Origin of the sequence: Nitrospira sp. (assembly GCA_015709715.1) — a bacterium.
Lineage (GTDB): Bacteria > Nitrospirota > Nitrospiria > Nitrospirales > Nitrospiraceae > Nitrospira_A.
This window is the reverse complement of the sequence record CP054184.1, coordinates 2545059-2565940: the sequence shown is the minus strand read 5'-3', so window position 1 is coordinate 2565940 and position 20882 is coordinate 2545059. Positions and strand designations below refer to the sequence as shown.

The following is a 20882-nucleotide window of genomic DNA, read 5'->3' as shown; positions in this document are numbered from 1 at the left end:
GCTCCCATCCCCGCAACAGACCCGTCGTTTGGGAACCTGGATCGGCAAACTGGCCACAGGGGGCGAAATCTTAGCCCTCTTCGGTGAGCTAGGAGCGGGTAAAACGACGCTCGTGAAGGGCATCGCGGCCGGACTACGGGCCGAACCGACGGCCGTGAGCAGTCCCACTTTCACCTTGATCCACGAATACCGCGGACGCCTTCGCCTGGTTCATGCCGACCTCTATCGCCTGGCGGCCGAGCAGCTCGAAGATACCGGCCTCGACGATTATTTGGATGAACAGACCGTGACAGCCGTCGAATGGGCCGATCGGTGGGGCTGGAGCCTTCCGACGGACCGGTTGGAAATTCACCTGGCTCATCAGGGCGCGGCAGGACGACGCGCCAGCCTGATCGCCATCGGCCCTTCTGCGCAAGAGCTGCTGGCAGCCCTGCATGCTCGCTGGACCGCCGCCACGCCCCCTAGAGGGGCCGGGCAAACCCGTGTACAATTGCGGCGCCAGAGGAGGACTGAACGGTGATTCGGTTGATATTGGTCGGGCTGCTGCTGCTGCTCTCGCTGTCGTTTTTTCTGCAGAACCAGGAGCAGGAAGTTACGCTGCGTTACTTCTTCGGCCTTCGATCCGCCTCCACATTGATCTACAAGCCCATTCTGGCCGCGTTCGGGGTCGGCCTGCTCGTCACGGGCATCCTGCTGTTTCCCGCATGGGTGCGAGGCCGCATCGAGTTACGCCGGAAGACGAAAGCGCTGCAAGAGGCGGAAGTAGACTTGGAGCGCCTCCGACAGGCGCTCGACCGAGCCACGCGCCGGGCCGACATGCCGACCCTCTCGGAAGCCGAAGGAGACGCGACCGATGGGTGACAGCGACGGCACGCCCTTGATGCGGCAGTACCGCGAGATCAAGCAGGCCTACCGAGATGCCATCCTGTTTTTTCGCGTCGGCGACTTCTACGAAATGTTTCAGGAGGACGCCGTCGAAGCCTCCAAACTGCTCTCGATCGCACTGACCTCTCGGGACAAGTCGAGCGAAACACCGATCCCTCTCTGCGGAGTTCCCTATCACGCCGCGACAAACTATATCGCCAAATTGCTGAGCGCGGGCAGAACGGTAGCGCTCTGCGAGCAAGTCGAGGATCCCAAACTCACCAAGGGACTGGTCCGCCGAGAAGTGGTCCGGCTGTATACGCCCGGCACACTGATCGACAGCGAGTTCCTCTCTTCCGCCGAATCCAATCTCCTGACAGCCGTGGTCTCTCGCTCCCAGTCAGCCGGCGGCGGACAACGAGCATGGTCGTTCGGATTGGCGACCCTGGAGCTGTCGACCGGCGAATACTGGGTGAGTGAGTTTCATGGGCCACAAGCAACCACGGCTCTGGTCGACGAACTCATCCGCCTTGAACCGAAAGAACTTCTACTCCCGGAAACCCTCTCACCGGATGAGCGGCGATGGGTGGAGGAGTTGTCCGGACCACGGTGTTGCATGCGACCCACCGCCTGGTTCGACTTGGAAGACGGCCGGACCCGGCTGCAACAACACTTTCGCGTACATTCCCTGGAGGCGTTCGGATGCCACGCACTCCCGCTGGCCATCCAGGCTGGCGCAGCCATTCTACGGTACGTACGGGAAACCCAGCCGACCGCGCCCCTCGACCATATCCGACACATACGCGTACGGCACCACCATGCGGCCATGCACTTGGATAGCGCGACCGTCCGGAATCTGGAATTGGTCAGACCGATAGGCTCCGTGGAAGATCACTCCTCGCACCAACCTCGCACACTGTTGGAGGTAATCGACCGAACCGTCACCGCCATGGGAGGGCGCCTGTTACGCGAGTGGGTGCTTCGTCCGCTGCTCGACTGCGCCGGCATCGAGGCCCGTCTGACCGCAGTCGATGAACTAAAAATCAACCTCGACAGTCGTGTCGCCCTACGGACAGCATTAAGGAGCGTGCAGGATATTTCGCGTCTCTGCAGCCGCATTTCGCTTGGAGCAGCCAATCCACGGGACCTCTTAGCGCTCAAGCTGTCGCTGGCCTCGCTCCCGGCCATCCACGCACTCCTGGCGGCCTTGCGCGCGCCACTCCTGGCCGCGCTCTCAGCGGCATGGGACAATGCCCAGGACCTCTACGAACTGATCGAGCAGGCCCTGGCCCCAGATCCTCCCGTCTCCATTCGCGACGGGAACATTTTCAGAACGGGGTATGACCCCGGCATCGATGAGCTCCGCAAGGCCAGCCGCGAAGGGAAACAATGGATCGCAGAGCTGGAGGCGCGAGAACGCGCCCGAACCGGCGTGGAATCCCTAAAGATCCGTTACAACCAGGTGTTCGGATATTACATCGAGCTGACCAAGGCCAATCTCGGCAAAGTCCCCGCCGACTATATTCGGAAGCAGACGTTGGCCAACGCCGAGCGCTTCATGACGGCGGAACTGAAGGAGCTGGAGGAGCGCGTCACCGGGGCCGAGACCAAGCTCACCGCCCTCGAACAAGAACTCTTTGAAGCATTGCGAGCGCGATTGGCCGGGGAAACCGGGCGCCTACAGGACATCAGTCAGAGGCTCGCCTCCATCGACGTGTTCGCCGCCTTAGCCGAAACAGCAGCGCTCAACCGCTACATCCGGCCCACCATCGATGAAGGCAGCCGGATCGACATTGTGCAAGGCCGGCATCCCGTCGTGGAGCGACTCAACCTAAACGGCGGATTCATCCCCAACGACACGCATCTCGACCTCACCACAAGTCGACTGCACATTCTGACCGGACCGAACATGGCCGGGAAAAGCACCTACCTTCGGCAAACGGCCTTGATCACCCTGCTGGCCCAAATGGGGAGTTTCGTGCCCGCGAAGGAAGCGCATATCGGATTGGTTGACCGCATCTTTACCCGTGTCGGTGCCTCCGACAATCTGGCCGGAGGGCAAAGCACGTTCATGGTGGAAATGACAGAGACCGCACACATTCTCAATTGCGCGACGGCTCGTAGCCTGATTTTGTTGGACGAGATCGGCCGCGGGACGAGCACCTATGACGGATTGAGCATTGCCTGGGCCATCGCGGAATTTATTCAGGACCCCCGGCGTCTCGGGGCTCGCACCCTCTTCGCCACCCATTACCACGAGATGACACAACTGGAGAGTCTCCGAGAGGGAATCGCCAATTATTGCGTGGCCGTACAGGAACGGGACGGTGAAGTCATCTTTCTGCGACGGATCATCCCAGGAGGAGCCGACCGGAGTTACGGCATTCATGTGGCGCAACTAGCCGGGCTTCCTGAGACGGTCATCCAGCGAGCCAAAGCAGTCCTTATTCAGTTGGAATCGTCCAACACTTCCTCTGCTCCGATCACAGATTCTCAGCAGTCGTTGGCTTTCGACGCCACCCTCCCAACACCGCATCCCATTCTGGATGAAGTCCGTCAGATAGACCTGTTTTCCATGACTCCTCTGGATGCCCTCAACCGCCTGGCTTCCCTTCAGCAGCGGCTCCGAGACGAATAAGCACGTTTTTCCCCATAGGGACTATACGGAAGGACCGCAAAGAAAAAGGCGGCACCCCGTGAGGAGTACCGCCTTGTCCCTCAAGATGAAATCTTGAAAAGGCTCAGTGCGCGCCGCCACCCCGATTGTATTGAGCGGTCCAGGGAATCAGGTTGGCCAGCGGCTTGCCGTTCGGCAACAACACGTCGTACTGCATCAACACCTTGTCGCCACCCTTCGGAGAGGTGTTCAATCCCTGCTTAGCGGCGGCGCAGGCGGCGTCCACTTCGGTCTTGCCTTCGCATTCCTTCAAGCGGAGAGACGAGATGCTCTTCGGTTTGCCCATTTCACCGGCATTGTCTTGCAACTTCTTGACGGACGAGATCACACGATGGTTCTGCTCGGTCTCCTGAGCCACGAACTCGACGAGCGTGGTGGGGGATCCTGGAGGAACTTCCTTTGCCGCAGCCGGTCCTGCATGAGGACGCGCCATAGACTTGAGCTGCTCCCACACATTCTTATCCCCAGGATAGAATTTGAGATTCTTTCCCGGATGAATTCTCTGCCAAAATAGATTGCTCTCGGCATTTCCGCCGAATACGGCAATGTTAATCCATACGGCTTCATCATAGGGATCCAAGATAATCACACGCCCCTGCAGTGTGGTGGGCTTGCTCAGGTCACCCCACTCGAACCGCTCTTGGAATGCCTCAATGGCCATCGCATTGGAGGCAAACGCCACCACAAGAGCCACGGCGGCCATGAATGACCACCCTTGCTTTTGAAGCTTCATAATCACATCCTCCTTAAAGAAGACAAAAGATCCTGCATAATATCGACGTGGATATAAATCTTACTTCAAGACCTTGAAGCCGGTGATGGTACGACCATCAAGGGTCACTTCCATCGCCACAAGCTCCTGCGAAGCCTTGATGATCTGGTCCATCAGGTTCTTGTCCTTGACAGCCAACCGGACGGTGGTTGCCGCCTGATGCCACCCAGCGTATGGGTTGTTTTTTTCAGTACCGCCAGTGTACCCCCACGCACAGCAAACGAACAAAGGATCCGGCGGCTTCACATCCATGGAGGTTGAAGATCGGCCACCGCCCTCACCAGAGGCGGGCTCGCCGGTATTCCAATACTGAATACCGAACAAAATCTCTCCATCAGGATTGTCGGCCCACTGCGACCATACTCGGCCTTTTAGGGTGTTGGTAGGCTCACCCTTAAAAAGCTTTCCGCTACCAGTGATGACCTCGCTAACCCCTCCCCCAGCATCATCGGCCGCCACCGAGATTTCGGCGGTCAACAAGCCGACAACGGAGGACACTGCAAGTGCGGCTAGAATTCCGACCCTATTCATAACCCTACCCTCCTTGGAAAAATGATGACCAGAGAACTGTGAATCCCAGTATGCAAAAAAAGAGTTCGAAAAAAACAAAATTCAGAGAACGCGCTAGCAGGAGGAAGTGCGCTCCACACCCCCTTTCTCTCTGCTTACCTTCCCCTGTGATACAGTCGAAAAAATTCTGACTCGGGTAGTGAAAAACGCGGCCATCGTACTGAAATCCAATAACCCTGTCAAGAAAATGTTTTGCCGAACATGCCTCATGGTCTCGCGCAATAAGTCATTACGTTATCAATAGTTTATCGCCACGACTTCGCGCATTCCTTCTTCAACTGCTCGTCCAACCTTGAAACCGTCACTCCATCGCTTTTCACTTCGATCCTCGTTACAAGGCGATGGCTTGCAGACTATTCGTGGCGATCGGTCCCAGCGCCGTCACCGACAGGCACCGTTGATCCAGCAGGCTTTGCGCCACTTCGTGAACTTGTCCTATGGTGACACGATCGATATCGGCCGTGATCTGCTCAAGTGACGCGTGCCCCCCCTGCGCCAGTTCATCCTTCGCCAGCTTACTCATGCGGCTATGGGAGCTTTCAAGGCTGAGCATCAGGCTGCCCTTCATTTGGTTTTTGACCCGGGCTAAATCTTTCCCATCGATGCCACGCGTTCGGAGCTTTTTGAGTTCTCGACAGACGACCTCCACGACGCGCTGGACCTCTTTCGGCCTGGTCCCGGCATACACCGTGAGCATGCCACCGTCGGAGTAGGTCGAGAGGAACGAGTAGATCGAATACACCAACCCCCGCTTTTCACGCACCTCCTGAAACAACCGCGAACTCACACTGCCTCCCAGCACGCCGTTAAGTGCATGCGCAGCGTACCGATCCTTGTGGCCGGCACCGAGGCCTTGTAGGCCAAGGCAGAGATGAACCTGTTCCAATGGTTTGCGCTGCACAAAGACTCCTCCCTTCACCACGGGAGGGCGGCGATCGGGCTTGAGCGCCGATCCTTTATGCGAACCGGAAAAGTAGCGCGCCATCAGCTGTTCGAGCCGCTTCCAGGAAAAATTTCCTGCCACGGCCACCACTGTGCGTTGCGGGTCATAGTGAGAACGGACATAGGCCAACAAATCACTACGGTTGAGCGCCTTGATCCGTGGAGCCTGCCCAAGAATCGGCCGGCCTAGTGGGTGGTTGCCGAGAATATGTTTCATGTGAAGTTCCTGAACCAGGTCCTCCGGATCATCCTGCACCATCCGGATTTCCTCCAGCACCACCTGCTTTTCCTTCTCCACCTCCTTCGACTCGAAGCGAGAACGATAAAACAGATCCGCCAGCAGTTCCAACGCGGTATCCAACTGCTGGTCAAGCACCTTCACATAGAACGTGGTGGTCTCCCTGGTCGTAAAGGCGTTCATCTCGCCCCCTAGGGCATCGATTTCCCGGGAGATCTGCGTCGCCGACCGGCTTCGTGTTCCCTTGAAGAACATATGCTCGAGGAAGTGGGAGAGCCCTTCCTCACCGGGCTGCTCGTCGCGGGAACCGACGTTGACCCAAATCCCGATGGTGACCGACTTCAACGTCGGAATATGTTCGGCCACGATGCGCAGCCGATTGTCGAGCACGATTTTTCGATACACAGTCGGTTATCCCGCCGGCGTCGGCTCGTTCGTCGGCGATCCCGTCGGTGCCGGCATCGCTTCCTTCCGACTCAGCCGAATTTTCCCTTGCTTATCGATTTCCAGTACTTTCACCATGATCTGGTCGCCCTCGGACACTTCGTCCGCCACTGCTTTGACACGGTGATGAGCCAACTGTGAGATATGCACCAGACCATCGGTGCCGGGCAACACTTCGACGAAGGCGCCGAAATCCATGATTTTGCGGACCGTCCCGAGATAAATCTTTCCGACCTCCACCTCCTCGGTCAGCCGCTTGATCATCTCGATGGCCTTTTGAGCCGATGCTTCGTCGGATGAGGCAATCGTGACGTCACCGGTGTCCTCGACGTTGATCTTGACGCCGGTCTCCGCAATGATGCTCCGGATCATCTTCCCGCCCGGCCCGATCACGTCGCGGATCTTGTCCTGCTTGATCTTCATCGGATAAATACGCGGGGCAAAGGCGGACAACTTCGTACGCGGTTCGTTCAGCGCCCCCGCCATGCGCTCCAAGATATGCAGCCGACCCGTCTTGGCCTGAGCCAGCGCCTCGCGCATAAGCTCCGAGGTGATGCCGCCGATCTTGATATCCATCTGCAGCGCTGTCACGCCGTTTTTGGTGCCGGTGACTTTAAAGTCCATATCGCCCAAGTGGTCTTCCAACCCCAGAATATCGGAGAGGACAAGGACCTGGTCCCCTTCCTTGATCAAACCCATCGCGATGCCGGCCACCGGCTCCTTGATCGGCACCCCGGCGTCCAGCAGCGCCAGCGTTCCGCCGCAGACCGTCGCCATGGAGGACGACCCATTCGACTCTAGAATTTCGGACACGATCCGCACCGTATAGGGGAATTTGTCCTTTCCGGGAATCACGGATTTCAGCGCCCGCTCGGCGAGGGCGCCATGGCCCACTTCGCGTCGGCCCGGAGAGCGGAGCGGCCGAGCCTCGCCGACACTGAACGGTGGAAAGTTGTAATGCAGCATGAAGGTGCGCATGTACTCGCCCTCCAAGGCATCGATCCGCTGCTCGTCGTCCGTAGTCCCGAGGGTCACGACGGCCAAGCTCTGTGTCTCTCCACGGGTGAAGACCGCCGACCCGTGCGCGCGCGGCAACACGCCTACTTCGCAGGTGATCGGACGGATATCCGCCGGACCACGCCCGTCGGCACGCACCCGCCGCTCCAGAATCATGTTCCGCACTTCCGTGTATTCCAGGCCGTGGAAAATGATTTTTACATGACGCGCCCGATTGGGGTCGTCGCTCTTCAATTTCTCGATCGTCTCCGCCAGGACTTGATCGAGCCGCTCTTGGCGGGCGCTCTTGTTGGGAATGAGAATGGCTTCACGGATGGGGCCGGCGACCAACGCCCGCACCTGCTCGCTCAACCCGGCATCGATGGGCTCCTGCGTCACCACCCGCTTGGGCTTTCCGGCCAAGGCGCGCAGTTCCTCGATCTTCGCCACGATCTTCTTAATCTCGCGATGCGCCAACTCGATGGCGTCCAACATAGTCGCTTCCGGCAATTCACTGGCCCCTGCCTCGACCATCATCACCGCGTCGGCCGTGCCGGCCACCACCAGATTGAGTTCGCTGGTTTCCAAGACCTCCAAATCCGGATTCACGACGAATTGTCCGTTGACACGGCCGATCTTGACGCCGGCGATCGGACCGTTGAAAGGAATCGTAGAGACCGCCAAGGCCGCGGAAGCCGCGATGATGCCGATGACGTCCGACACCCCGCTCCTGTCCGCCGACAGCACTGAGGCAATCACTTGCGTGTCAAAATAATATCCTTCCGGAAAAAGTGGTCGAAGCGGCCGATCGATCAATCGACTGGTGAGCACCTCCCGTTCCGACGGGCGCCCCTCCCGCTTGAAATATCCGCCAGGAATCTTCCCCGCCGCATAGGTCTTTTCCTGGTAATCAACCGTCAACGGCAGAAAATCGACACCCGGCTTGACGGTCTGCGAAGCCACCGCCGTGGCCAACACGACCGTATCCCCATACGTAGCCCAAATGGCACCGTCCGCCTGTTTTGCAATACGCCCCGTTTCCAAGGTTAAGCGGCGCCCCGCCAACTCCAACTCGACGACTTGTTTCATCTATGGTTTCCTTCCGTTAAGTCCCACAGATGCCCACAGAGATAAGCTCAGAGCATGACGCCGAGCCTATGTCAGTGTTCACCTGCAGGGACGATGGTTTGGCCGCCACGTACCCACGTGGCGGCCTTCGGTCAACTTGATTACTTCCGAATCCCCAGGCGCTCCAGAATCGCACGGTACCGCGCCTCGTCGATGTGGCGCAGATAGTCCAGCAAACGCCGACGACGACCGACCAACGTCAACAGGCCGCGGCGGGAATGGTGGTCCTTCTTGTGCAATTTGAAATGTTCCGTCAGGTAGGTGATCCGGTTCGTCAGGATGGCGATTTGCACCTCCGGTGAGCCGGTATCTTTCTCATGTTGCTGAAAACCTTTCACCAACTCCGTTTTGACTTCTTTCACGAGTGCCATACGTCTCTACTCCTCCAGTGAATACAATCCTCTATACGTGAGAGTCCTCCGTGACCAATACCTTGGCCACTGCAATCGGTTGACGACTGCTCCCCGGTCGCGCAGCCTCCACATCCGGTGGAAGGATCCCGATCGCCAGCAACCGGCCCGCCTCGTCCTGAATCCGGACAGCCTGATTTTCCGATGCAGTTCGAATGGCCTGCAGCCCCGCCCAGTGACGCACTTCGGCGGGAGGCACAGGCATCCCGTGCATCACGCGCCGGGCCATGACCTCGCCCACACGGCAGACAGGGAGTCCTGCCAGCGCCTCGTCTAACGTGAGCATCGCGGTAATGAATGCCCCTTGCGCAAGACGCGATTCCAACTCCCCTACTGTGAGGGCCTGCTCAAGAGCCAACGGGCCGACCCGCTCACGAACCAACGAACGCATGTGCCCCCCGACCCCTAGCCTCTGCCCGATGTCCGCACAGAGCGTCCGAATGTAGGTCCCCTTTGAACAGACGACCCGCAGCGTCACATCCGGCAGGTAGATTCGAACAAGATCGAGGCGAAACACGGTGACTTCGCGTGCCTCGCGCGCCACATCGCGGCCGGCTCTGGCCGCCTTATACAAGGGCACCCCGCCAACCTTGACTGCCGAGTACATCGGGGGAATCTGCTGAATACGCCCGATGAACCCCGACGCAATCGCACGAACCTGCGCTTCCGTCACCCCATCGATAGGCGACCGGCTCAGCAAGGTCCCGGTCGCGTCCTGCGTATCGGTCGTTTCGCCTAATCGCAGTTCGGCCAGATAAGTCTTGTCCCACTCGACCAGATACTCCGCGATACGAGTTCCACGCCCCACCAGCACGGGCAACACCCCGGTAGCCGCCGGATCCAAGGTACCGGCATGACCGACTTTCAGGCCCCGCAGTCTGCCGCGCAGGCGCGCGACGACGTCATGCGAGGTCCAGTCCGCTTCTTTGCGGACATTCAACACGCCGTCCCGGAACGTGGCGGTCACATAAGCATCTGTCAGCGAGGCAGCGGCCATAGGCTAGACCGTGGGGCGAGCCGGCGTATCGGCCGCCTGCTCCGGCGTCTCGTCGCGATGGAGGTCTTCAAGCAACTGCAACACTCGATCGCCTCTCGGGCCGCTGATATCCTTCATGAAAATGAGCTCGGGCAAATACCGGAGCGTCAGCCGCCGCCCCAATTCAACCCGCACGAACCCGCTCGCCTTGGCCAATCCGTCGAAGACTTCCCGCTCGGCCTCATCGCGCTCCATAGTGGTGACAAAGACCCTGGCGATGCGCAGATCTTTGGTCAACTCCACATCGGTCACCGTCACAGAACGCACGCGCGGGTCCTTGATCTTGCGCATCAGGATATCCGCTACTTCCATCCGAATCTGATCCGCTACGCGCTCAGCCCGACTGTATGTCGATTTCGCCATGTCGCCGCCCTGTCGTGGTAGAATCCGCCGCCCCAGTCCGTTCGCAGAGCGAACGTCGCAGGACAGACGACACTACAGCAACTCGATTTGCGAACGCACCACCTGAACAGTGGGAACCCCGTAAATCAGGTTCATGGCCTGATCCAGCACCTGATTGACATGGACAGACTCATTGGCCACACAGGCCATCCCGAGCACCGCTTTCTGCCACAGGTCGTGGTCGCCCACCTCCGCAACCGAGATATTGAACTTCGCCCGCAACCGGGTCTTGACGCTCTGAAGGACCTGCCGCTTGTCTTTCAGTGAATGGCCGTCGGGGATGAACAATTCAACCGTACAGACACCGACGATCATGTTCGTTGACTTTGTTGCGGAGACGCACCTCGGTTCGTTGATTCGAGCTTCGCGGCCACCTTTTCAACGACATAAGTTTCGATGATATCGCCGGCCTTGAGGTCGTTGAAATTTTCAATCGTGATGCCGCACTCATATCCCTGCTGCACTTCGCGCACATCGTCTTTGAAGCGCCGGAGCGAGCCGAGCTTGCCTTCGTAGACAACCACGTGATCGCGAATCACACGCGCACCGGCACTGGCACGGGAAATGAGTCCGTCGAGAACATAACAGCCAGCGACAAGACCGGCTTTCGGAATCGTGAACACCTGTCGCACTTCCGCCCGTCCCATGACTCGCTCTTTCAACAGGGGCTCCAAGAGCCCCTCCATAGCGGCACGAATATCATTGAGCGCATCATAGATGATGCTGTAGAGACGCACATCGACGCCTTCGCGCTCAGCCAAGGCAGCTGCCTTGGGTTCGGGACGGATGTTGAAGCCGATGACGATGGCCTTGGACGCGGCAGCCAGGAGCACGTCCGTTTCCGTAATCCCTCCGACGCCGCTATGCATGACCCGCAGCTTGACCGCCCCGACCGGCATCTTTTCCACCGCCGCAGCCAAGGCTTCGGCCGATCCCTGCACGTCGGCCTTGATCACGATGGGCAACTCCTTGACTTGCCCTTCCTGAATCTTAGCGAATAAGTCATCCAGACTCACCTTGGCGGGACCGGCCAACTCCGCCGCCCGCTGCTTACGGGCACGCTCTTCGGCAATCTCACGGGCTACCCGCTCATCCTTCACAATCGTGAACTGATCCCCGGCAGAGGGCACGCCGGGCAACCCGATCACTTCGACCGGAACGGACGGCCCGGCATCCTGTGTCTTGCGGCCCGTATCCGTGACAAGCGCCCGGACACGCCCGCTGAAGTTGCCGACGACGAATGCGTCTCCGACCCGGAGCGTTCCGCTCTGAACGAGGACCGTCGCCACCGGACCGCGCCCGCGGTCCAACTTCGCCTCGATCACCAACCCCTTCGCCATCCGCGCAGGATCCGCCTTCAGCTCCAATACTTCCGCCTGCAACAGAATCATTTCCAACAACTGATCCAAGCCGGTCCGCTGTTTCGCGGACACCTCGACCATGATCGTATCGCCACCCCAGGCTTCCGGAATCAGCCCATGCTCGGTCAGGGCGTTTTTCACACGATCCGGATTGGCTCCTGGTTTATCGATCTTGTTGATGGCGACAATTAACGGCACCCCAGCGGCCTTGGCATGATGAATAGCCTCCACCGTCTGAGGCATGACGCCATCGTCGGCCGCCACCACCAAAATGACGATGTCCGTGGCTTTTGCCCCTCGCGCCCGCATGGCTGTGAAAGCCTCGTGACCCGGCGTATCGAGGAACGTGACCTGCTTGTCGCGCACCCCGACCGTATAGGCTCCGATATGTTGGGTGATTCCACCGGCCTCACCCTCCGCAACCTTGGTCTGACGGATCGCATCGAGCAACGACGTTTTGCCGTGGTCGACGTGCCCCATAATCGTGACGACAGGCGGCCTGGGGATGGCATGCTCCTCCCCCTCCGACTGTGCGGCCTCTTCAAGCAAGGCCTCGCCCACCTTCTCTGTGGCGACCTCCACCCGGGCCCCATATTCTTCGGCAATCAGGGCTGCGGCCTCATGATTAATCGGCTGATTGAAGGTGACCATCTGTCCCATATCCATCAGCTTCTTCACAATTTCGGCCGGGCGTTGGCCGATCAATTCCGCAAACTCTTTGACACTCACTCCTGCGCTTAGTTTCACGCTTTTCTTTCTCGGCTTCGTGACTTCCGTCGGCGAGGCATGGTGAATGTGCTTGGATCGGTCCTCACGCCGCTGTACGGGAATGGCCCGCAGGTCACCCCACCGGGTGGCATCGTCTTTAAACTTAACTTCGTCTTCCTCACGGGTACGCGGGCCCTTCTTCGCTTTCTTCAACTTCTCGCGAGCCGCCGCCTCACTTTCCAACGCCTCGGCAGCCAGACTCTTCTTCTTGAGGCTCGCCAACGCATCCGCGGCTGGGGCGGTCGTCGAGGGGGGCTGGCCGAGCGGCGCCGGCTTGACCGGCGCTTCGAGGGAAGGCGGCTGGCTAACCGGGGGTGCGACACCCGCTTCGGCTGAAACCGGTTCGGACGGTGTGACAACCGGCTCTTCCGCGACAGGACCGACACCCGGTGCTGGGACCGCCGCCTCTGTTGCAGGGGGCGCGGACGGAGTCGCCGCAAACACAGCCTCTGCCGCGGCAAGAGGAGCAGGCGACTCCTCAATAATCTCCTCTTTCTTCTTCTTGATGAGGATGCGCTTCTTATCGGGCTTGGGAGGCTCCTCATGCGGCGCGGCAACCTCCTTGGTCGAGCGTGAGCCCTTTCGCCCCTCGTGCCCGCCAGAGCCCGCCTCTCCGGTCCGCGCCTTTGCCCCCAACTTCTCCAGCGCAAGACGGACGGCATCCTCATCCAAGGCACTACTGTGGGACGCCACCGGAATTCCGAGCCGTTTCAGCTCAGGAATCAGCTCCCGATTTTCCACCCCCAGCTGCTTTGCCAATTCGTAAACCCGCATACGCTCCCGCTCAGCTCCACCCGCTTAAGAAATTGCCATCGACCCACACAGCGCAGGCCGCTTCACTCCGCCTGTTGGGCCGCCGCCCGCGCCTCTTCCTGCTGCCGCTGCGCTTCGGTCTCTTCCGCCAGCGCCGCCTTGATTTCCCGATCCCGCTCGGCCTTTTCCTTCTCGTATTCCGTCGCGCTGATGATGTCGATCTTCCATCCAGTCAACCTGGCGGCCAACCGCACGTTTTGCCCGTTCTTTCCGATCGCCAGCGACAACTGAGAATCCGCCACCACCACCAGAGCCGACTTCTTCTCTTCGTCGATGCCCACCTTTTCGATCGTGGCGGGATTCAAGGCCTCCGCGATGAACACGCGCGGATCCTGCGTCCACGTGATGATGTCGATCTTTTCGCCGCGCAACTCCCGCACCACGGCCTGCACCCGCGAGCCTTTGATGCCGACACAGGCTCCCACCGGATCGACCGCCTTGTCCCGCGACGAGACGGCAATCTTCGTCCGATCGCCCGGTTCGCGCACGATCGACTTGATTTCGACGATCTTCTCCCCGACCTCCGGCACCTCCAATTCGAACAGCTTCGCGACGAATTGGGGATGACTGCGGGAGAGAATAACTTGGACATCCTTCGGGGTCCGGCGCACTTCCAGCAGCAACGCCTTTACCCGATCTCCGCGCCGATAGGTCTCGCGGGGGATTTGCTCCTGAATCGGCAGGATCGCTTCGGTTTTTCCAAGATCGACCAAAAAGTTTCGCCGCTCCATCCCCAAAATGATGCCGTTGACCAAATCACCTTGGCGCGTCGAGTACTCTTTCTGAACCGCTTCCCACTCCGCTTCGCGCACCTTCTGGAAAATCACCTGCTTCGCCGTTTGCGCGGCAATACGGCCCAGCTCATCCATCTCGATTAGCGATCCGATTTCGTCGCCGATCTCCGCCCCCTCGTCGTATTCGCGCGCTTCCTTCAGCGAAATTTCGGCCTTCGGATTCGACACCGTCTCGACGATGACCTTCTTCGACACCACGGAGATCTCACCGGTCTTGGGATCGATTTCGACCTGGATGTTCTCAGCCTGACCGAATCGTTTCTTCGCAGCGGTCTGCAAGGCGGATTCGATGGCTCCTATCACCCTGGCCTTATCGATCCCCTTTTGACGCCCGATTTCATCGATGACCGCGATCAACTCTCGGTTCATAGCTCACACCTCATGATGTCCCCGCTGCCCCAATGCCCTCTCAAAACTCCACACTCCGGCGCGCCAGGGCAATGTGATCAAAGGCAACCCGAACGGTTTCCGTTGTTTTTTTCTGCTGGATGGTCAGCGTCACGGCGTCGTCCTCCACGGCTGCCAATGTCCCCTCCAGCCTCCATTGTCCGTTCAGAGGCTCCCGCAACTTGATATTCACCGGGTGACCGACCACACGACGGTAGTCCTGAATTTTCCGCAAGGGGCGATCCAACCCGGGCGATGAAATCTCCAACGTGTACGCATGGGGGAAGGGATCGATCACATCCAGCGCCGGGCTCAGGGAGCGGTGGGCCTGCTCACAATCTGTCAGGGTAATTCCACCCGGTTTATCGATGAAGACACGCACCACTGTGCGAGAGCCCTGACCGACGCAGGCTACTTCGACCAGTTCCAAACCGTGCGTCTGGAGAATCGGCGCCGCGAGCTCCTGGATGCGCGCATTCAGTGCCTCGGCACGTTTCGCCGTGGACTTGTCGGCCGACGTTGTTCCCCCCTCACTCATGACCAAAAAGAAGCTCAAACAAAAAAGTGGGCCTGGGCCCACTTAAAGCGGAGGCACCTTACCACGCCATGGCAGTGAAAGCAAGGCCCGCTACCCGCAGAGCGTCTCCCAGCACTTCGATAACCGAGTGGCCACAGGGCCCGGCGAACCGGTCCCGATCACCCGCCCGTCGACCCGCACGACCGGGAGGATCTCCACGGTGGTTCCCGTAAGAAAGACCTCGGAAGCTGTCAGAAGGTCGGCGGCGGTCACGAACTGTTCCACCACCGCCATCCCTTCCTTGCGCGCCAATTCCAGCACCAGCGCCCGCGTTACCCCGGACAAAATGCTGGGGCCTTCTGGCGCCGTCTGCAGGACCCGATCCCGCATGACCATGACGTTGCTGACGGAGCCTTCGGTCACGCGCCCGTCCCGAACGAGAATGGCTTCGAAGACCCCGGCCTCTTTGGCGCGCTGACGTGCCAACACATTCGCCAGCAAATTGACGCTCTTGATGTCGCACCGCCCCCATCGAATGTCATCATGCGTAATGGCATCGACGCCGGCCATCCGGACCGCCGATGAAAGCGGATGAAACGCGCGGAAGGTCAGGACCGTCGTAGGCGGCGCATTGCCGGGGAAGGGATGGTCCCGAGGGGCTTGCCCTCGCGTGACTTGCAGATAGATCTTCGTTTCAGGGAAACGGCTCCGCTCAAGGCCTTCATGAATGAGGGACACCCACTCCGCGATGCTGTGGCCGAGGGAAAGCCGTAAGGCTTGTGCGCTTCGTTCCAGTCGAGCCAGATGCGCGTCCAAAGCAAACGGCCGGCCATGGTAGGTACGAATGACCTCGTAGACGCCGTCGCCGAATTGAAATCCGCGGTCCTCAATGCTGACCACCGCAGCCTCAAGGGGGACAAAACGACCGTTCACATAGGCGATATCGGGCATGAGGCAGAGTCTCGGCGTCAGGTGGTTAGGCGGCGGTCACATAAAAAATTTGCCGGTCTTCCGCTGTAAATTTCCATCCCATCCGCTTTTCGAACACGAGCTGATGGGTACCGACTGCGGCGGCGATGAATTCAAACGTGCGCCTACCGTTGTCCACGGCGTTGTTGCCCGCGACGCGCAGGTAGTCATCCTCCACGAGAGCCATCACGGCAGGATCGTAATTCGGCACCCACAGTTCGCCCCGAGTGCGATCCTCCCACAGATGAATGCGGACCGGTGCGCCCACGCGAACCGTAAGGGCTTTCGCCCCGGCTTCCGGCTCCGTGCCGGTGGGAAATGGTTTACTGGTCGGACTCATGCGCCCCTCTCGGTCGGTCGAACCCGTCACACCCTACGACGCCCGCCGACAAAAATCTGCCCATCCTCCACCCGCACATCGTAGCTCCCGACACAGTAGCCTCCTCCGTCCGTGCCTTGCCCATTTCGCACGTCAAAGGCCAAGTCGTGCCATGGACAGGAGACCACATGCCCTTTGAGTCGCCCCTTGTGCAAGGGACCGCCTTCGTGCGGGCATTCATTGTAAATCGCATGAAACCGTCCGTCGACATTGAAGACGGCGATCGCACGCTCGTTCACCTGCACCAGTTTGACCTGGCCCGGCGGAATCTCCTCCACTTTAGCCACGCACAGAAACCCTTCCATACAGCGAGTCAACTCCCCTCACATGCGGAGCGTAAATTTGAGTTCCATCCCGGTCGTGATGCCTGCCTGCTTGACGTAGCCCGCATTCGCTTCGATCAGGTAGCGCACCGGCTCAGGCGGCGGTCCATAGAGCGGGCAAGGGTCCTGGGCACAAGGCGGCACCCCTTCCAGAATCTGGACAATGTGATGGCTTTCATCCACCCACAGCATATCGACGGCAAAGCGGAACTGCCTGGTTCGAACCCGGTGCAGCCCCGTCGATTCGAAGATATAAAGCATCCCTGTGTCGGCTGGCAATCCTTCGCGGAACGCCAAGCCGAAGAGCAGCTTCTCGGGCGTACTCGCCACTTCAGTCTCAATCGTCTTGCCGTTCGGAAATTCTACAATGATGATCTCGGATTCCTTAGGCCCCCCGAGAAACACCGCCACGCTGAACAACAGGATCACCAACAAAACCAGCGTCACGATTTTCTTGCGACGCGGGTCGGACTCAGACCCGCCTGTTTTCTTCACCATGACGAACGATTGCCACCCATCGAACAAGCTCCATGCATTCGGACACGCGCGAAGCCGCATGTACATTGGGCCCAAAGCCCCATGACTTTCAGCACCCTAGGCCTTCTTCCCAACGGTCACTCTGTTGACTTGCCAAAGAATCGCGGCATAGAATGCGCTCCTGTTTTGTCGCGAACTATGGTCGCGGCGACGCGAAATTGTCAACATATCTTATCCGTTATCAAGCACTGGAGAAGGAGGCATAGGCCATGGCGCTTCTGATCACCGACGAATGCATTTCCTGCGGGGCATGCCTGCCAGAATGTCCGAACGAAGCGATTTTTGAAACGCGCAGCGATGCCGAGGGCAAAGGCCACCATGTGGGTGATGGGCAGGGCGTCGGCGACAACATCTATGTCATCACCCATGATCGCTGCACGGAGTGCGTCGGCCATTTTGACGAACCACAGTGCGCGGCTGTCTGCCCGGTCGACAATTGCTGCATTTCAGACCCCGCCTATCCGGAGACGACCGATGTGCTACTGGAAAAGGCCAAGACGCTGAATCCCGACAAGCAGATCGATCCTGCCAAGGTCTGGAGCGGCGTCCGCAACTGACCACCGTTTGCACATTTCCATCGTGCCACGCGAAGGCTCCTCCGGGAGCCTTCGCTATTTTAGGCGCAAGTCCTATTGCGTCCAGACGCACGCCTTCCTAGCTTTCCACAGTCAATGGCAGTAGACTCTAGAGAAGACGGACTCGCGGATGCCGAGTGGTCGCGCCTTCCTCTTGGGCCGCTCCAACCCGCCTACCCATCATCCTCTCACCGAGGAGGCACCTATGACATGCTTCATCCGCTTGGCCCTACTCAGTTCTCTGACCATTTTCCCTCTATTATCGGCTCCAGCCGGAGCTAGCACCGGCGATATCGGCACCATCATCGAAAACTTCGTCACCAAACAGTTCCCTGACGCTGCCAGTCATTTTTGGGTGGTCAATGAGACCCAATGGGATGGTGATGAAATGATCGTGGACGTGAATGCGATCGTCGTCCCGCCTCAACAGCCGGAGCCGGTGGCCAACCGGTTTCTGTTGTTGATTGTGGCAGGTAAGTTGGAGGCGGCCCAGAGCATTCCCTTGGATGCGGTTGCAGAATGCCAGAGAGAGGAGGAAGTGTAAGCGATACGGCCCCATGCGCAGCCGTTTCACCGGATAGCACAACGCCCCGGCCGCGTCACCGCAACCGGGGCGTTGTCATTCACACGCTGTGACGGCGAATTACTTGATCATCAAGATCTTGCCACCGACGTGAGCCGGGTGCAGATGGCAACGATAGGTCAGCGTGTTCCCCTGCGTGGCATAGAACATGTCGCTGGTGGGCACACCGATGTACTTCGTCTCGCCCGGCTTCAGGACGACTTCCGCCTTCATCACGAAAGGTGATCCGGCATTGACCGCATCGGTCATCTGGAAACCATGCTCAGCGGACGAGCTGTTGGTGACTTTGAGCACCACCGGACGGCCCGGACGCACCTTGAAATCGATGACCGTGACCGGCGGATACCAGGCCTTCATGTTCCCGATTTCTACGGCAAACAGCTCGCCATCGACCACTAATTCCTTAAACGGCTGACCGACGACGGAGCCGGTCTCCAAGTCGCCGACCTCGACACCGCCAGCCTGCAGCGCATACGCGCCTGATGCCCCAGCCACCAGCATGACCAGGCCAAAAAACACTGCCACCATCGTCTTACCCATGACCTACCTCCTTAAAGAGATTAAGAAGAGATGTGATTAGGTTGGTGAATAATGACCACCGCGCTCAGTAACCTCTGTGGGACGCCCTGCCCTGCACCGGAGCACAGTTGCTACGAATCGAAGATGTCCTAAATAAAGGCTAACGAGGGACCCCTTATAGCACAGGGGTGAAAAAGGAAGCAAGAAAGTTCTTAAGGGATCACGGCAGCGGCGCCCGCCGGACACCTCCCGAAGCCTTCAGCGACCCGACGCACCAATTCTCCTACTTTTTCAATGCGCTATTGCGTGGACTTTCCCTCAGGGGCAAACTCACGAACTTGCGAGCCGACCAGGAGGTCATAGGGGGTGTAATCATCCGTCAAGGTCAGACCCGGTGGCCATATGCTGGTCCGCCGCGAGGCCAAGAGGGCCATAGCCTCCGGGGGCAATCGACGCGCCTCGACGCCGGCCTGGATGCGCGACACGATCTCCTCATAGGGCAAACGGTCGATGGGCGCCCCGCCGAAGAAGATCAGATTTTCGGCGGTGGTGAGATGCGCCCGCCACGGGCCTTTGACGCCAAAGCTCTCGATCGTCGGAAAGGCCGTCTTCAATGTCTGCACGACCGCCCCCGCCCGCTGGAGATCTCCACCCTCTCCGGAAGAAGCCAAATTCAGGGCCAGCACTCCATTCGGATTCAACCGGCCGCGGAGTTCCGAAAAGAACTCCACTGTGGTCAGATGAAACGGGATCAGATGCCGGGCGAAGGCATCCACCCAGATGACATCGTAGGTGGCCGGGGCATTTCGCAAAAACACCCGTGCATCCTTCACGTGCACATGGTGGTTGGCAGGGGGCCGATAGTCAAAATACTGTTCCGCCATCCGCACGACCACTGGGTCGAACTCCACCACATCCAACTCCAACTCCGGCCAGACGACCGCAAGCCACTTCGCCAGCGAACCGCCTCCGTGCCCCAAAATCAGCCCCCGCTTCGGCTCTGGCGCCAGGGCCACTGCCGCAACCATCAATTGGCTATAGGGGAGGAACAGCGTCGTGGGATCCGACCGCCACATCACCGCATGCCAGGTCCTGTCGAGCACCAAATAGCGAAACAAATCATCGTCACGGACCCGAACCTGCTGGTAAGGGCTGTCCTCCTGATGGACCAAGCCCGAGACGGGGGGAGCCTGGCCGAACAATTGCCACCCGCCGATCAGCAGGCCAGTCAGGGCCAAGCCCGCCAGTTTCAAGCCCTTGGCACTTCCCTGCTGCAGCCACAACAACCCCAGCAGCAACTGCGCAACCCCGAGTGACGCCACCAACGTATGGGTCCCCAACCACGACAGGAGAAAAAACGCTGTGCCCCAGGTTCCGGCTAAGCTTCCGACCGTCGATAACGCAATCATGCTGCCGGTGTGCCGGCCGACGTAGCCCATATCCACCACGGCCAACCGCAAAAGCGCCGGCATCACCCCGCTCAACCCAAACGCCGGCGGAGCAAGCAGCACGCAAGCGGCCAGACTGGGGCCCCACCGAGGATCTTCAATGGCATTGGCCACCTTGAGGATCGTCGTCTGTCCCATCCATGCCATCAACAGGGTCCAGGCGCCCGAACCGAGCAGCAGCCACGCCAAGACCGACGCCACCCGATAGCGATCCGAGGCCCATCCGCCGAATGCGTACCCTGAACTCATGGCGGCCAAGATGATGCCGATCAAGGCCCCCCAGACAAACAAGGAATTACCGAAAACCGGGGCGAGCAAACGACTGCCCAAAATTTCCAGGGCCATGACGATGGCGCCGGTCACCAGTGCCGTCAGGAGCAGGAACAGCCGAGAAATCTTATGATGGGAGGAAGGCGGCGAGGTTAGCATT

The 20882-nt window shown here is 59.4% G+C and carries 22 protein-coding genes; 5 read left to right on the top strand and 17 right to left on the bottom strand.

Annotation, left to right across the window (positions count from 1 at the left end; translation table 11 throughout):
* The first annotated feature begins 28 nt into the window (after positions 1–28).
* The 3 genes from tsaE to mutS are packed head-to-tail and all read left to right on the top strand — an operon-like array spanning position 29 to position 3502.
* On the top strand, positions 29–520 hold the full coding sequence (gene tsaE, locus HRU82_12375; GenBank protein QOJ35691.1) for a tRNA (adenosine(37)-N6)-threonylcarbamoyltransferase complex ATPase subunit type 1 TsaE: 492 nt from the start codon (positions 29–31) through the stop codon (positions 518–520).
* Positions 517–861: a LapA family protein gene (locus HRU82_12370; protein QOJ35690.1), complete on the top strand. Its 345-nt coding sequence runs from the start codon at positions 517–519 to the stop codon at positions 859–861. The genes tsaE and HRU82_12370 overlap by 4 nt, the downstream gene beginning before the upstream one ends.
* A complete protein-coding gene (mutS, locus tag HRU82_12365; GenBank protein ID QOJ35689.1) occupies positions 854–3502 on the top strand; it encodes a DNA mismatch repair protein MutS in 2649 nt (882 codons plus the stop codon). Before HRU82_12370 ends, mutS begins: the two co-directional genes overlap by 8 nt.
* Before the next feature lie 103 nt (positions 3503–3605).
* On the opposite strand, the gene HRU82_12360 is transcribed toward mutS, so the two are convergent.
* From HRU82_12360 to HRU82_12290, 15 genes are all read right to left on the bottom strand, one after another.
* Positions 3606–4274, bottom strand: coding sequence for a hypothetical protein (locus HRU82_12360; protein QOJ35688.1), 669 nt, complete (start codon positions 4272–4274; stop codon positions 3606–3608).
* 60 nt (positions 4275–4334) lie between these two features.
* Positions 4335–4844, bottom strand: a complete 510-nt coding sequence (locus HRU82_12355; protein ID QOJ35687.1) for a hypothetical protein — start codon at positions 4842–4844, stop codon at positions 4335–4337.
* A 370-nt stretch (positions 4845–5214) separates the two neighbouring features.
* Entirely contained in the window at positions 5215–6468 is a 1254-nt protein-coding gene (locus HRU82_12350; GenBank protein ID QOJ35686.1) for an insulinase family protein, read from the bottom strand.
* 6 nt (positions 6469–6474) lie between these two features.
* On the bottom strand, positions 6475–8592 hold the full coding sequence (pnp, locus tag HRU82_12345; GenBank protein QOJ35685.1) for a polyribonucleotide nucleotidyltransferase: 2118 nt from the start codon (positions 8590–8592) through the stop codon (positions 6475–6477).
* Between the two features lie 140 nt (positions 8593–8732).
* A complete protein-coding gene (gene rpsO, locus HRU82_12340; GenBank protein QOJ35684.1) occupies positions 8733–9002 on the bottom strand; it encodes a 30S ribosomal protein S15 in 270 nt (89 codons plus the stop codon).
* 31 nt (positions 9003–9033) lie between these two features.
* A complete protein-coding gene (gene truB, locus HRU82_12335; protein ID QOJ35683.1) occupies positions 9034–10038 on the bottom strand; it encodes a tRNA pseudouridine(55) synthase TruB in 1005 nt (334 codons plus the stop codon).
* 3 nt (positions 10039–10041) lie between these two features.
* A complete protein-coding gene (gene rbfA, locus HRU82_12330) occupies positions 10042–10440 on the bottom strand; it encodes a 30S ribosome-binding factor RbfA (protein QOJ35682.1) in 399 nt (132 codons plus the stop codon).
* Between the two features lie 72 nt (positions 10441–10512).
* Positions 10513–10794: a DUF503 domain-containing protein gene (locus HRU82_12325; GenBank protein QOJ35681.1), complete on the bottom strand. Its 282-nt coding sequence runs from the start codon at positions 10792–10794 to the stop codon at positions 10513–10515.
* A complete protein-coding gene (gene infB / locus HRU82_12320) occupies positions 10791–13382 on the bottom strand; it encodes a translation initiation factor IF-2 (GenBank protein QOJ35680.1) in 2592 nt (863 codons plus the stop codon). The genes HRU82_12325 and infB overlap by 4 nt, the downstream gene beginning before the upstream one ends.
* A 62-nt stretch (positions 13383–13444) precedes the next feature.
* The gene (gene nusA / locus HRU82_12315) at positions 13445–14584 is read right to left on the bottom strand and encodes a transcription termination/antitermination protein NusA (protein ID QOJ35679.1); all 1140 of its coding nucleotides are present in this window, start codon (positions 14582–14584) and stop codon (positions 13445–13447) included.
* 40 nt (positions 14585–14624) lie between these two features.
* Positions 14625–15140 carry a ribosome maturation factor RimP gene (locus HRU82_12310; GenBank protein QOJ35678.1) on the bottom strand — a complete coding sequence of 172 codons (516 nt, stop codon included), beginning with the start codon at positions 15138–15140 and terminating at the stop codon, positions 14625–14627.
* A 90-nt stretch (positions 15141–15230) separates the two neighbouring features.
* Entirely contained in the window at positions 15231–16070 is an 840-nt protein-coding gene (gene dat, locus HRU82_12305; protein QOJ35677.1) for a D-amino-acid transaminase, read from the bottom strand.
* A gap of 25 nt (positions 16071–16095) precedes the next feature.
* Positions 16096–16428, bottom strand: a complete 333-nt coding sequence (locus tag HRU82_12300; GenBank protein QOJ35676.1) for a protease inhibitor I42 family protein — start codon at positions 16426–16428, stop codon at positions 16096–16098.
* Positions 16429–16454: 26 nt separating this feature from the next.
* Positions 16455–16772, bottom strand: a complete 318-nt coding sequence (locus tag HRU82_12295; protein QOJ35675.1) for a Rieske 2Fe-2S domain-containing protein — start codon at positions 16770–16772, stop codon at positions 16455–16457.
* An 18-nt stretch (positions 16773–16790) separates the two neighbouring features.
* Complete coding sequence (locus HRU82_12290; protein QOJ35674.1) at positions 16791–17288, bottom strand: DUF192 domain-containing protein; 498 nt, start codon at positions 17286–17288, stop codon at positions 16791–16793.
* Positions 17289–17536: 248 nt separating this feature from the next.
* On the opposite strand from HRU82_12290, the gene HRU82_12285 reads away from it, so the two are divergent.
* Positions 17537–17884, top strand: a complete 348-nt coding sequence (locus tag HRU82_12285; protein ID QOJ35673.1) for a 4Fe-4S dicluster domain-containing protein — start codon at positions 17537–17539, stop codon at positions 17882–17884.
* Between the two features lie 223 nt (positions 17885–18107).
* Entirely contained in the window at positions 18108–18446 is a 339-nt protein-coding gene (locus tag HRU82_12280) for a hypothetical protein (GenBank protein ID QOJ35672.1), read from the top strand.
* 99 nt (positions 18447–18545) lie between these two features.
* On the opposite strand, the gene HRU82_12275 is transcribed toward HRU82_12280, so the two are convergent.
* Positions 18546–19025, bottom strand: a complete 480-nt coding sequence (locus HRU82_12275; GenBank protein QOJ35671.1) for a hypothetical protein — start codon at positions 19023–19025, stop codon at positions 18546–18548.
* A 278-nt stretch (positions 19026–19303) separates the two neighbouring features.
* Positions 19304–20881, bottom strand: a complete 1578-nt coding sequence (locus tag HRU82_12270; protein QOJ35670.1) for a fused MFS/spermidine synthase — start codon at positions 20879–20881, stop codon at positions 19304–19306.
* Between the last annotated feature and the right edge of the window lies 1 nt (position 20882).